19 protein-coding genes and 1 pseudogene are annotated in these 9,468 nt (G+C 62.3%); 5 read left to right on the top strand and 15 right to left on the bottom strand.

The window, feature by feature from the left end; all coding sequences use genetic code 11:
* From GSQ79_RS15745 to GSQ79_RS15695, 12 genes and pseudogenes are all read right to left on the bottom strand, one after another.
* Positions 1–583, bottom strand: a pseudogene (locus tag GSQ79_RS15745) (hypothetical protein); the annotation flags it as partial.
* 99 nt (positions 584–682) lie between these two features.
* A complete protein-coding gene (locus GSQ79_RS15740; RefSeq protein WP_158809650.1) occupies positions 683–1,147 on the bottom strand; it encodes a GNAT family N-acetyltransferase in 465 nt (154 codons plus the stop codon).
* Positions 1,144–1,341 (bottom strand): hypothetical protein, encoded by a 198-nt coding sequence (locus GSQ79_RS15735; protein ID WP_158809649.1) that lies wholly within the window; start codon positions 1,339–1,341, stop codon positions 1,144–1,146. Before GSQ79_RS15735 ends, GSQ79_RS15740 begins: the two co-directional genes overlap by 4 nt.
* Complete coding sequence (locus GSQ79_RS15730; RefSeq protein WP_158809648.1) at positions 1,341–1,709, bottom strand: hypothetical protein; 369 nt, start codon at positions 1,707–1,709, stop codon at positions 1,341–1,343. The genes GSQ79_RS15735 and GSQ79_RS15730 overlap by 1 nt, the downstream gene beginning before the upstream one ends.
* A gap of 30 nt (positions 1,710–1,739) precedes the next feature.
* Entirely contained in the window at positions 1,740–1,991 is a 252-nt protein-coding gene (locus tag GSQ79_RS15725; protein ID WP_158809647.1) for a hypothetical protein, read from the bottom strand.
* Positions 1,978–2,763 (bottom strand): methyltransferase, encoded by a 786-nt coding sequence (locus tag GSQ79_RS15720; RefSeq protein ID WP_246725372.1) that lies wholly within the window; start codon positions 2,761–2,763, stop codon positions 1,978–1,980. The genes GSQ79_RS15725 and GSQ79_RS15720 overlap by 14 nt, the downstream gene beginning before the upstream one ends.
* The gene (locus GSQ79_RS15715) at positions 2,763–2,972 is read right to left on the bottom strand and encodes a hypothetical protein (protein WP_158809646.1); all 210 of its coding nucleotides are present in this window, start codon (positions 2,970–2,972) and stop codon (positions 2,763–2,765) included. Before GSQ79_RS15715 ends, GSQ79_RS15720 begins: the two co-directional genes overlap by 1 nt.
* Positions 2,969–3,397 carry a VRR-NUC domain-containing protein gene (locus GSQ79_RS15710; protein ID WP_158809645.1) on the bottom strand — a complete coding sequence of 143 codons (429 nt, stop codon included), beginning with the start codon at positions 3,395–3,397 and terminating at the stop codon, positions 2,969–2,971. The genes GSQ79_RS15715 and GSQ79_RS15710 overlap by 4 nt, the downstream gene beginning before the upstream one ends.
* On the bottom strand, positions 3,394–3,702 hold the full coding sequence (locus tag GSQ79_RS15705; RefSeq protein ID WP_158809644.1) for a hypothetical protein: 309 nt from the start codon (positions 3,700–3,702) through the stop codon (positions 3,394–3,396). Before GSQ79_RS15705 ends, GSQ79_RS15710 begins: the two co-directional genes overlap by 4 nt.
* Before the next feature lie 142 nt (positions 3,703–3,844).
* On the bottom strand, positions 3,845–4,237 hold the full coding sequence (locus GSQ79_RS15700) for a hypothetical protein (RefSeq protein ID WP_158809643.1): 393 nt from the start codon (positions 4,235–4,237) through the stop codon (positions 3,845–3,847).
* A gap of 334 nt (positions 4,238–4,571) precedes the next feature.
* A complete protein-coding gene (locus GSQ79_RS30080; protein WP_256379032.1) occupies positions 4,572–4,697 on the bottom strand; it encodes a hypothetical protein in 126 nt (41 codons plus the stop codon).
* Positions 4,697–4,915, bottom strand: a complete 219-nt coding sequence (locus tag GSQ79_RS15695) for a hypothetical protein (RefSeq protein ID WP_158809642.1) — start codon at positions 4,913–4,915, stop codon at positions 4,697–4,699. The genes GSQ79_RS30080 and GSQ79_RS15695 overlap by 1 nt, the downstream gene beginning before the upstream one ends.
* A 230-nt stretch (positions 4,916–5,145) precedes the next feature.
* Between GSQ79_RS15695 and GSQ79_RS15690 the strand changes: the two genes are divergently transcribed.
* Entirely contained in the window at positions 5,146–5,364 is a 219-nt protein-coding gene (locus GSQ79_RS15690; protein WP_158809641.1) for a hypothetical protein, read from the top strand.
* A gap of 425 nt (positions 5,365–5,789) precedes the next feature.
* Here the strand turns inward: GSQ79_RS15690 and GSQ79_RS15685 are convergent, their stop codons facing one another.
* Positions 5,790–6,356 (bottom strand): GIY-YIG nuclease family protein, encoded by a 567-nt coding sequence (locus GSQ79_RS15685; RefSeq protein WP_158809640.1) that lies wholly within the window; start codon positions 6,354–6,356, stop codon positions 5,790–5,792.
* Positions 6,353–6,568 carry a helix-turn-helix transcriptional regulator gene (locus GSQ79_RS15680; RefSeq protein WP_158809639.1) on the bottom strand — a complete coding sequence of 72 codons (216 nt, stop codon included), beginning with the start codon at positions 6,566–6,568 and terminating at the stop codon, positions 6,353–6,355. Before GSQ79_RS15680 ends, GSQ79_RS15685 begins: the two co-directional genes overlap by 4 nt.
* Before the next feature lie 95 nt (positions 6,569–6,663).
* Here GSQ79_RS15680 and GSQ79_RS15675 point away from each other — a divergent pair, with 95 nt between their 5' ends.
* Positions 6,664–7,071 (top strand): helix-turn-helix domain-containing protein, encoded by a 408-nt coding sequence (locus GSQ79_RS15675; RefSeq protein WP_210253106.1) that lies wholly within the window; start codon positions 6,664–6,666, stop codon positions 7,069–7,071.
* Positions 7,072–7,095: 24 nt separating this feature from the next.
* Here GSQ79_RS15675 and GSQ79_RS15670 read toward each other — a convergent pair whose 3' ends face one another.
* On the bottom strand, positions 7,096–7,839 hold the full coding sequence (locus GSQ79_RS15670) for a hypothetical protein (RefSeq protein WP_158809637.1): 744 nt from the start codon (positions 7,837–7,839) through the stop codon (positions 7,096–7,098).
* Between the two features lie 764 nt (positions 7,840–8,603).
* Between GSQ79_RS15670 and GSQ79_RS15665 the strand changes: the two genes are divergently transcribed.
* The 3 genes from GSQ79_RS15665 to GSQ79_RS15655 all read left to right on the top strand — a co-directional run.
* On the top strand, positions 8,604–8,852 hold the full coding sequence (locus tag GSQ79_RS15665) for a hypothetical protein (RefSeq protein WP_158809636.1): 249 nt from the start codon (positions 8,604–8,606) through the stop codon (positions 8,850–8,852).
* A 65-nt stretch (positions 8,853–8,917) separates the two neighbouring features.
* Positions 8,918–9,196, top strand: a complete 279-nt coding sequence (locus GSQ79_RS15660; protein WP_158809635.1) for a hypothetical protein — start codon at positions 8,918–8,920, stop codon at positions 9,194–9,196.
* Positions 9,197–9,258: 62 nt separating this feature from the next.
* Positions 9,259–9,468 (top strand): hypothetical protein (locus tag GSQ79_RS15655; RefSeq protein ID WP_158809634.1); only part of this gene is annotated, 210 nt, incomplete at its 3' end.

The following is a 9,468-nucleotide window of genomic DNA, read 5'->3' as shown; positions in this document are numbered from 1 at the left end:
CGAGGCGACCCTTCAGGTTCAGAAAGCGGACGGCGTGGCTGACGTGGTGGATGTCCGCCCGGTTGGCGAACGGCGGATTCATCACGACACGATCGTAGACGCCTATGTGGGGCACAGAGAGGAAATCGGCCTCGACGACCTTGTGAAAGGGAATCGAGCAAAGGATGTCGACGTTACGCTTGTCGATCTCGATGCAGGTGACCTTGCAACCCGCCATGTGTGCAGGCGCCGCCAGCGCGCCGCGTCCAGCACTCGGCTCCAGCACTCGGAGGCCCGGCTCAAGCATCGCCTTCGCGGTCACGATCTCGGCGATGGCCCGTGGCGTGAAGAAGGCGCCGAATGCCTGTTTCGCAGACGTCACGGTGCCGGTCAGCAGCACCGGCTCTATGGCTTCTTGAGCCTCGCCTTCGAACAGGTGCGCCTTCGCCTTGCGGTTCCAATTACCGCCGGCTGCTTCGATGACCTTGGCGACGGACGCGTATAGCGAGCGGTCTATCTTGCCTTCCAGGAGCAACGACGGACCGTCGAAGCGCGCGGCCGAGAGCACGGAGAGGACGTCTGGGGTGACGCTGATGCTACCCATGGATCAGCCACCCCGCGGCAAAGAACAGCCCGGCCGCGAGCGCGCGGCGCTGGACGGAGACGGCGAAGATGAGGGCGGCGACGCCGAGGATGGGCGCGATCATGCGGCCACCCTCAAGTTCGGGCGCAACACCATCAGAGTGTCGCCGAAGCCCTCCGACTGCGGGACCGTGCCGATGCTCTCGAACCCCCAGCCGCGCGCGTAGAATTCCGGAACGCCGGTCATCAGCATGACCGCGTCCGCGATCGGAAAGAGATCCGCAAGGCATTGGTCGACAAGCTGTCGGGCGATGCCTCGTCCCTGGACGTGCGGGCGCACCGCGACCCAGAACAGGTTGTAGATGCCGTAGCTGAGCCAGGACGTGCCGTAGCCCGCCATCCCGACGACAGCACCGTGGCGCTCCGCGATATAGAAGGTTGGCCGCCAGGCCGAAGACGCGAACGCTTCCCGGAACTCTGGCTCCGCGACCTGGGCTGTGAAGCGGCTCCAGCATTCGGCTGCGATGACGCGGCACGCCGGCATGTCGTCGAGCCGCATCGGGCGGATGTTCGAAGGGGCGCTCATGAAGCCTCCGACACGAGCGTCAGTCGCATCTCGGCGACGTACTTCTCGATCAGGGTCCCGTTGTTGAACCAGGAGACCTCGCACTGCTGCCCGATCGCCGAAACATGGATGGCGATGACGCGTGCCTTGATCGTGCGGTCGTCATCGACCCAGACATGATCCCCGATCGCGAATTTCGAAGTGATGGTCTGCATCACTTCGCCCCCGCCAATTTGGCGTACATCTCTGGGACGTCAGTGATCGCGGGTCGCCGCGGATAGTTGCTGCGACGCACGAGCCCGTTGTAGGCCATGCGTTGCTTGTTGCTGATCGTGGCGAGCCAGGCTCCGACATGCGCGTCGTGCTGTTGCAGCGGCTGCGGTGCCGCGGCCTTCCGCCGATAGTAGGTGCGTTCCGAGATCCCCTGCTTGAGCCAAGGTTTGCAGGTTCGTGCCGAATCCGGATCGCTTCGGCGTCCTGGTCGCGTGGCAGCAATTCGCGCTCTGGCCGCTGCAATTGTGCTGTCAAACCGCGCGCGGAGATCGCTCCTAGCGACGTCGGCGGCAACGATCTCCTGGTTCATCGAATGGTTTCCCGTGACACGATCTTCGGTTCAGTGCAGCACAGCTTGGCGTAGCCGCCGGTTGATGTGCTGCAGCGTCATCTGCGTGGATTCGTCGACGCTGCGCGGCGAGCAACCGACGCTGACCGCCATCTCGATGCCGCCCATGCTCCAGCGCAGATGGATCTTGCGCTTCTGCGTGACCGTGACATCGCAGGCGCCGAGGCCGGCGATGTGATCAAGCGCGGCACGGATGTCGGCACGCTTGCGGGGGACTTTGATCGTTCCTTCATGCAGGCACATGGGCGGTCACCACCTCTGCTTCACGGGCCGGAATTGGCTCGGCGAACTGGGGGTCAGCGCCGACCGGCGCGAAGGGCGCGGGCGATGCCGCAGCCGCAGAAACGGGATAGTCCGAAGCGCGCTCCAGCTGCTTGCGGCTCGGCGGAATCCAGACGAAGCGGTAATCAGACTTCCCGGCCATCCAGACGAGCCAGCAATAGGCGGTCGCCGTGGAGCCTGTGGCCGTCAGCCGACCCTTCACCATCGGAACACGTTCGGTAAATTGCGCGATGATGTCAGGCGGCATCTTGCTGAAGAGACGATCGTAGCGGCCGACGCCTTCGAGAAACGACGTCCGAACGATTGCCGCCGATCCGTGCCAACCCGGGAATTGAAACGAGCGCTCGATGAACTGTTCGGCCAACCGAAACGGCGGGTTGAAGATCAGCCAGTTCGGGCCGTCGGGTCCAAGGCTCTTCGGCTCGGTCCCTGGCATGAGAAAGTCGCACGTCGCCTGCTGGCCGGCCCATCCGTAGTCGTGGATATCAGAGGCATGAACGGCACCGAAATATTCGGCCAGCGGCATCGCCATGTGCCCGCGGTTACAGCACGGCTCCCAAACCGACAGCGTCTTGAGCGAAGCCATCGGATCGTCGACCAGCCGCGCATATGCCGGCACAATGACCTTCTCGATCAGCGCCCGCGTCGCCCAGGGCTGCGTTGGAAAATCTTCAAGCGAGTCATGCGGCTCGACGCGCTGCGCCATGACGGCGTGCGAGGTGTTCTGGCCCATCAGAGCAGCCTCCCCTGAGGTTCGGCTGTCCCAGCCAGCCCGCGCAGCGTCGCGACCACGGCATCGGCGACGACGGCGCGCTCCCGCTTCCGCGTGACCTCGTGCTCCGGCCGCTTCCGACTGCCGGCGAACTCGTCGACGAAATTGTGCAGAGCCAGGGCGTGGAGCTCGGCCTCGACGATCTGGTCTTGGAGGGAGGGCAGCGTCATGCGGCCTCCCTCGTCTTGATCCCGAGGATGCTCAGGGCGCGGCGGACGTCATCAACGGAGCGCGCGACGAAACATTCGAAGCCGAGCCCCTTCGCCTTCAACCAGAAGGACTCTTGCGCCGGCGACAGCTCGCCGTCCTTGTCCTTGACCTCGATGTAAATCTGCCGGCCGCGCGGTAGCATGACGCCGAGGTCAGCGACGCCCGGCCTCACGCCGATCATCTTCAGCTTCGACCCCGCCCTGAACGAACATTTCCGCTCGTTCGGGATGTGGAAGACGAAGGCCTCCGGCAGCACGACGGCGAACCATTCCAGAATCGTGAGTTGGATTTGGTCCTCAGGCCCGAGCTTGATGCCGCCGCGAACGATGCTGCGGGCGGTGCTCGGGCGCTTGCGTTTCGTGGGGGCGAGGACGGCGATGCTCATGCGGCCCTCGCGATGCCGGCGTCGATCGCGGCCAGGACCTCGTCACGGGTGCGGTCAGGCTGGTCGTTCCAGGTCGAAAGGGCCGAATTCCATCCTATTGCGCTCTTAAATGCGAAGACTGCATTGCCCCAGGCCTCGCTGCCTGCCGTGCTTTTGCTGATAGCTGCGATCAGGCAAAACGAGCATGCTTCGGGTGCATCGACGAGGACCACATCCCCTATTTGGTTTCGAGCGAACGCACCCTGGCACCAGCCCTTCTCGACGATCGAGCGCGTTCCAGCCAAAGCCTTCTGTGTCGGGTTCATTGCTGGACTCCTGCCGGCGGCTGAGCCTGCCGATCGCACCAGGCCGCGAGCGCGTTGAGCCTTTCGGATGGCCAGAGCAGGCATCCCGCCAAGCCGTAAAAAGTCGCCGCAAGGACGGCGAAAATGACGCGCATCAAACCACTCACCGCAGGCCGTCCAATTCCGATTTGATCGCGGCCATGCGAGCTTCGAGAGCCTCGCGGCGCTGCGTCCGGGCCGCGTCGTCGAGCCAGCCGAGTTGCTTCGGCAGCGCAGCGGCGAGGAAGTCGGGTCCATAGGCGTCGATCAGCGCGACCCAGAGAACGGCGCCGGGCGCGGTCTGGCGCTCGAACATCTTGGCGACCGTGAACCGGCTGACGTGCCACGACGCGACGTCGGCGGCGACGTTGTCGACGGTGCGCTGCGGATAGAGTTGCCGCAGGTATTCGCAGACGCGCTCTCCGACTTCGGAGGCAGAGACAAATGTGGGGCGGCGGGCGACGTTTGAGGGTTGGCAGCCTACTTTTGCAGGTGGGTTGTTCGGCGCATGTCTCATCGGGTTCCTCAATGATGTGTTCATTGAAGAAGGCCCCATGGCGGGCGCTGCAGACGAAAGGTCGACAAAATGGGACGTGGTAAGATCCATCACCTCGCTCCCAATGGGGCAAACCGATGCACTGAAGGACCCAGGACGCGCGACAGCCTGCCAGCAAGAGGCGCGATTCGGGGTAAAGGGAACGCAACGAGATCGGTCATCACGGGACGGCCCGGGCCGATCTGTTCGCCGCAAAGACAGCAAACGAAGACACGGATGGCGCCGCGATCGTGATTGGCGCCAAGCAGCTGCTCACGCGCGTTGTTGCCGCCGCAGCTGGGACATTCGAGAGCGGTCATAGCCACTCCGATTGCCAGAGAATGCTGGCGACGAAGCCGGTACCGGTCGAAACGATCGCTGCGCTCAGTGCGCAGCCGGCGACGATGACGGTGTTGATGGCGGCGTCGACGAGGGCGCGCATCAGTCCTCCGTCACAGCTGAGAGAAACCACGAGAGCAGCCCGGCAGGCGCGGCGACATAGATCACCAGGACGCAGTAAGCCGTGAAGATCGGCGCCACCTGCATTGCCGCATATCCACCGAGCACCGGGAAGACGGTTACCGTCACACCCGCCATGCCCAGAAGGTTCGCCAAGGCGCAGACGCAAAAGCAGCCGAACGAGAAGAGCCTTAGATTCATGATCGAGCCCTCCAAACCGCAGCCGTCGCTTGCACCCATCGTGCGGGCAGCAGCAACCGCCGCAGGCCGACATCGGCCAGCAGTCCGATCGCTGCGATCGGCGCTGTGAGTAACGCGATGACGAGAGCGACTCTCATGCGGCTCTCGCACATACTGGTAGGCGCCCGGCCTGGCGGCTCGAACCGCCAAACCGGACTGTCGCAACCACCCGATGGGACGGGAGACTACGAATGGAAACCGCGCAGGCGCTTGAATTGGCTCTACGGCAGAACGCCGTGCTTTTGCTTTGCTTCCGAGGCTTCACGAGCACGATGTCAGCACAGCAGAGAAACGCAGCCCGCGACGCCGTCCTCACGGCGCTCAGCGATCCAATCAATATCGCGGAGGCACGCAAACTCGATGGTTTTGAACTGGAGCTCAGGCGCATGGCCGATCTCCTTTTTGGCTGAAAGAGGAAGCCGCATGCCGCTGCTGCAGGACGCCCTCGACGAGGTAGGCGAAGAGTTCGCGGAAGCGGGCGTCGCCTTCAACAAGCCGCCGTTGGCGGTTGCGTCGGCGAACCCTCACGGCGCCGAGGGCGACAACGCCACCGAGCGAAAAAAGGCAGATGGTGGCGACGGCCCTCACGCCCCCGCTCCCCAAAAAGCGGCCGCTCCGCCCACATGCAGAGCGGCCAAGTCCAAGGGAGGTACTGCGCTTGCGCGCCTCAGCGCCGGGCGGGCCCCGACGCAGAGTTGGGGATGCAGAGCATCAAAACGGCACACGTCCGCTGCGACGGTAGCGACGACGCAGGACGGATGTGCGGAGCGGCCGGCGCCGATGGTGAAGGTGGCACCGGGGCGGGCGCAGAAGGCGCAAAGATGAGAAGCCGCAATCATGCCTCCGCTCCCGTTTGGGGTGCAGAAGCTTGCCGGCAAACGCCGTTCGTACCGCGGAGTGGAAATCTATGCTCAAGAAGATTGATTTCAGCGCATGTCAGATCTCGCTTGTCCCACGTCCGCTTGATGGCGCGCACTTCGTCCGAAATCATCTCTCCGCGACGCAGGGCAGCATGATAGCGGCGGCAGAGACTTACCTTGACGCGACGGGCGGGCGTCCATTGCGAACGCCGCTGCGGCGCCCCCTTCTTGTCACCAAGATCAATGGCGACCTCCGCCGGTTCCCCCGCGAGGATGTTGGCGATGAACTGGCGGACCTCGTTGGTGGCGAAGAACCATTCCTTGTGCGAGTGCGAGCGGGCAAGGCAGGAGTGGAGGTTGGCCTCGAGAGCCGTCGATCCGGCAAAGCTTGCGACAATCTCAAGTGCCACCGGCGACCAGTGCATCAACTCGCTGAGCCTTTTCGGCGGCAGATGCGAGCAGCCGATCTTGATTGGACCATCCATGCCGACAGGCTTGATGAGGTAGATCGACCGAGTGGCCGCGCGCACTTGGTCTCTCATGCGTCCGCCCTCGCGGGCTCGTGGGGAAGCGGCATGAGTTCAGCCAAGGTGACGTTGCCGTTGGTAGCATCGAAGATGCGCATTGCTGCGCCGGCCGAGGGTGTCGCTGTACGAAGCCGCAGCCGCGTGATCATCGATCGGCTGATCTTCACCTTGTCGGCGAAGGCCTCGTCCTTGATGCCGGTTTCGGCGAAGTACTCTGCGAGCGTCATGCCGCATAAGTGCATCGCATGAACGTGCATGTCAAGAACAGATGTTCATGGCATTGCATGGTCGTCCGCGACGCCGCCCGGTAAATTTAATACCTATGGCGCCGATCAAAAAACCGCAGCATAACCGCGAAAAGCACTTCCTCCGCGAGTGGCGGGATTACCGCGAGCTGAGCCAGGAAGATGCGGCGGACCGCGCCATGGTCTCCCGGCCAACCCTCAGCAAGATCGAAAGCGGCAAGGTCCCTTACAACCAGGACATGGTCGAGCGCCTTGCGCAGGCTTACGGCTGCACTGTCGCCGACCTACTCGGCCGCGATCCCAACGCTCAGCCCCGCATTCCGATCTTTGATCTTCCAGAGGGGGATGCGGAGCGCGTTCAAGCTTTTATCCGAGCGCTACAGGTCAGCCGGGTGGATGAAGCCGGAAATCCCACGCCTGAAGTAGCGCCGCCGGCAGCTAAGTCGAAACCAAAAAGCCGGAAGAGCGTGCAGAAAATCGATTAGGGCATCCGCAGGCGCTCGATAAACTTAATTTGACGAGGATGCAGCGAAGTCGCCGACGCCAGCCTTGGCCTGTACCGCGAGCGCAACGATGTGTTCGCGCATCTCTTCGCGAAGCTTTGCGCGGGCCACGCCCTCGTCAAAAGCCAAAGATTGCTGCTCGAGCCGGTACTCGCCAATGCCCGCTTCAACGAAATGATCAACGTCCGCGCCGCATATTGTCATCACAGCAGACGCTAGAACTTCCGATGACTCACCGGATTTCACTAGGCTTTTCAGTTGTTCGTGCCCGCAATGCAGAGCGCTAGTGACCAGCAATTTGGCGGCGCCTTTCGCGGTCTCTATTTGCTTCAAACGCTCAGCTTCGGCGCTTTCAGCTGCTGCCCGAGCGTGAGCGGATGCCTCATCGGCTTTCGCTTTTGCCTCGGATGCCCGTTGTTGAGATAGCGCTAGCTCTTGCTGACGATCGGCTTCATCCTTCCGTTCACGTTCCTGCGCCCTGGCTTGCTCGGCCACGCGATCCCGGGCTTGCTTGGCGGCTTGTGCCTCGCGATCACGCGCCTCCTGAGCGGCCCGCTCATCATCCGCGCGAGCGATTAAGGTAGCCTTGGTCTTCAGCGTTTTTTCGACCCGCCTCAGTACCGCACGTGGGAGATCGCGAGCGTAGTCGCCGTTCAGGAAAGCGTCCGTCTGCCCTCTTCCATACACGCCATCGTAGACCTCAGTCAGTGCCCCGACTTGATCGGAGCATCGCGTGATAAGTTGCGGCACGTATGTGTTGAAAACGCCGTCACGGTAGGCACGGGCTGCGTCATCGTCAGAGACAGCCGTCCTGGCTATGCAGTCTGTGAGTGCGATCTTTCGTCTCGAGATCTGACCTTGCAACTGTCTTCGGATTTGCTCTTGCTGTTGGCCTGGGCGATGCCGCTAATGATGCCGAATGGATCAATTTGCGCCTATGCAGGGCCACTTAAACAGATGAAAAAAATAACGCTGACAACAATTTTTACGTTCGGCTTTAACATCGCCTGCTTCCCCCACGAGGCATCCTATGTGGCTCAAAAGAAGCGAGTCAATCAGGCACAGCGTCGGTCCCAGACGAGTTGCAAAGTAGGCTGAATATTCGACAGCCAGTCCACGTGAAATCGTAGATTCTGGGAATCTTCGCCCCGATAATCGCACGCCTCGCAATAGGCCCACCGCTCAAGATCCCCGACCGTGTGTATGCCTGCTCGATCCAGCCCAGATAGTTGGCTTGAGCCGAGCTTCGCGCGGCTTGCGCAACATCGGCAGACCACTGTGATTGTCTTCGCATCCGTTAGTGGTCGGTCCTTTACGCGTACTCTCGCCACAACGATCCTCCGTTCTGTTCCGCATTTGTTCACGAACACTCGTATGAGTCGAGTCGCGCCTTGCTCATGAACATCACGACGCCCAAAAGGGTTTAGGTGCATGATATGAACATTTCGCTTGCGCGACTTATGTGAATGTGATGAACTATCTCTATCAGCCACCTGGCCCGATGGAGTTCCCCGATGCGTTCCACCCTCCCCGATACCACCAACGTTTCCTGGCCCGCCGACCACGAGGCCGTGCGCTTCGTCGTCATGACGCCACCTGACCGCCGCGGCCTGCAGCGGGTCAGGTCCCTGGCCTGGGTCAACGGACAGCAGCAGCTCTTCGACAAGACCACCAGCCTCAACGCCTTGCTCGCTTCGGCACGTCGCCGATCGGTCGTGTTCGACGTCGTCGATCTCTGTGACGAGCAAGCACTCGCCGCCTGACCTTTCGCCGAAGGGCGGCATCGTCGCCCTTCCACGAAGCGCCATGCTTCAACGGGAGATTTCAAATGAACGTTTACCAGTACTTTTCAGTCACAAACGGCGCCAACGCTCGCGCCTTCGGCTTTGCCTTCGAGCATCCCGCGCCGGATCTCGACAAGCTCTCTAAGCTGCTTTCCGAGGACGGTTTGCTGACCGTCACGAAGCTGAAGAGCGCAGAAGACGGCAGAGGCGGTCGCCTCATCACCGGTCGCGAGCGGATCATCATTGGTCTCGCGTCTGTCGCCACCATCCAGCTGGCGGCGGTCCGTCATTGGGAAGCAACCGACGTCGAGGCGGCAGCCTGATCTGCCCCGAGCCGGTCCGCGCGGTCGGCTCCAGACAGACCACGCTGGTTTGGGAGCAATCCATGATCACTCAAGTTATTCTACAGCGGCCAACTGGCCTTCTCGACCGCGTCGGTGACTTCACCGCTCTGGCCACACTCGTTTTCGCATTCGGCGTCATCTACTGCCTGCTCTGCCCAGCCGACTATCCGCGCCGCGTACCGATCCGGCATGTCGTCGAGCACGCGGAGCAACTGCCGCAGTTCGCGAAGATCGTCGCGCTCCGGGCCCGC

Source organism: Beijerinckia sp. L45 (genome assembly GCF_009765775.1).
Classification (GTDB): domain Bacteria; phylum Pseudomonadota; class Alphaproteobacteria; order Rhizobiales; family Beijerinckiaceae; genus RH-AL1.
Note: the sequence above shows the minus strand (reverse complement) of the source record. Positions and strands in the feature narration are given on the sequence as shown.

Coding starts and splice junctions, on each gene's coding strand:
- GSQ79_RS15695 (WP_158809642.1), bottom strand. CDS start 4,915: ATGAATCTAAGGCTCTTCTCGTTCGGCTGCTTTTGCGTCTGCGCCTTG.
- GSQ79_RS15690 (WP_158809641.1), top strand. CDS start 5,146: ATGGAAACCGCGCAGGCGCTTGAATTGGCTCTACGGCAGAACGCCGTG.
- GSQ79_RS15675 (WP_210253106.1), top strand. CDS start 6,664: ATGGCGCCGATCAAAAAACCGCAGCATAACCGCGAAAAGCACTTCCTC.
- GSQ79_RS15730 (WP_158809648.1), bottom strand. CDS start 1,709: ATGAACCAGGAGATCGTTGCCGCCGACGTCGCTAGGAGCGATCTCCGC.
- GSQ79_RS15710 (WP_158809645.1), bottom strand. CDS start 3,397: ATGAGCATCGCCGTCCTCGCCCCCACGAAACGCAAGCGCCCGAGCACC.
- GSQ79_RS15715 (WP_158809646.1), bottom strand. CDS start 2,972: ATGACGCTGCCCTCCCTCCAAGACCAGATCGTCGAGGCCGAGCTCCAC.
- GSQ79_RS15665 (WP_158809636.1), top strand. CDS start 8,604: ATGCGTTCCACCCTCCCCGATACCACCAACGTTTCCTGGCCCGCCGAC.
- GSQ79_RS15735 (WP_158809649.1), bottom strand. CDS start 1,341: ATGCAGACCATCACTTCGAAATTCGCGATCGGGGATCATGTCTGGGTC.
- GSQ79_RS15660 (WP_158809635.1), top strand. CDS start 8,918: ATGAACGTTTACCAGTACTTTTCAGTCACAAACGGCGCCAACGCTCGC.
- GSQ79_RS15680 (WP_158809639.1), bottom strand. CDS start 6,568: ATGACGCTCGCAGAGTACTTCGCCGAAACCGGCATCAAGGACGAGGCC.
- GSQ79_RS15700 (WP_158809643.1), bottom strand. CDS start 4,237: ATGAGACATGCGCCGAACAACCCACCTGCAAAAGTAGGCTGCCAACCC.
- GSQ79_RS15725 (WP_158809647.1), bottom strand. CDS start 1,991: ATGTGCCTGCATGAAGGAACGATCAAAGTCCCCCGCAAGCGTGCCGAC.
- GSQ79_RS15685 (WP_158809640.1), bottom strand. CDS start 6,356: ATGAGAGACCAAGTGCGCGCGGCCACTCGGTCGATCTACCTCATCAAG.
- GSQ79_RS30080 (WP_256379032.1), bottom strand. CDS start 4,697: ATGCGCGCCCTCGTCGACGCCGCCATCAACACCGTCATCGTCGCCGGC.
- GSQ79_RS15740 (WP_158809650.1), bottom strand. CDS start 1,147: ATGAGCGCCCCTTCGAACATCCGCCCGATGCGGCTCGACGACATGCCG.
- GSQ79_RS15720 (WP_246725372.1), bottom strand. CDS start 2,763: ATGGGCCAGAACACCTCGCACGCCGTCATGGCGCAGCGCGTCGAGCCG.
- GSQ79_RS15705 (WP_158809644.1), bottom strand. CDS start 3,702: ATGAACCCGACACAGAAGGCTTTGGCTGGAACGCGCTCGATCGTCGAG.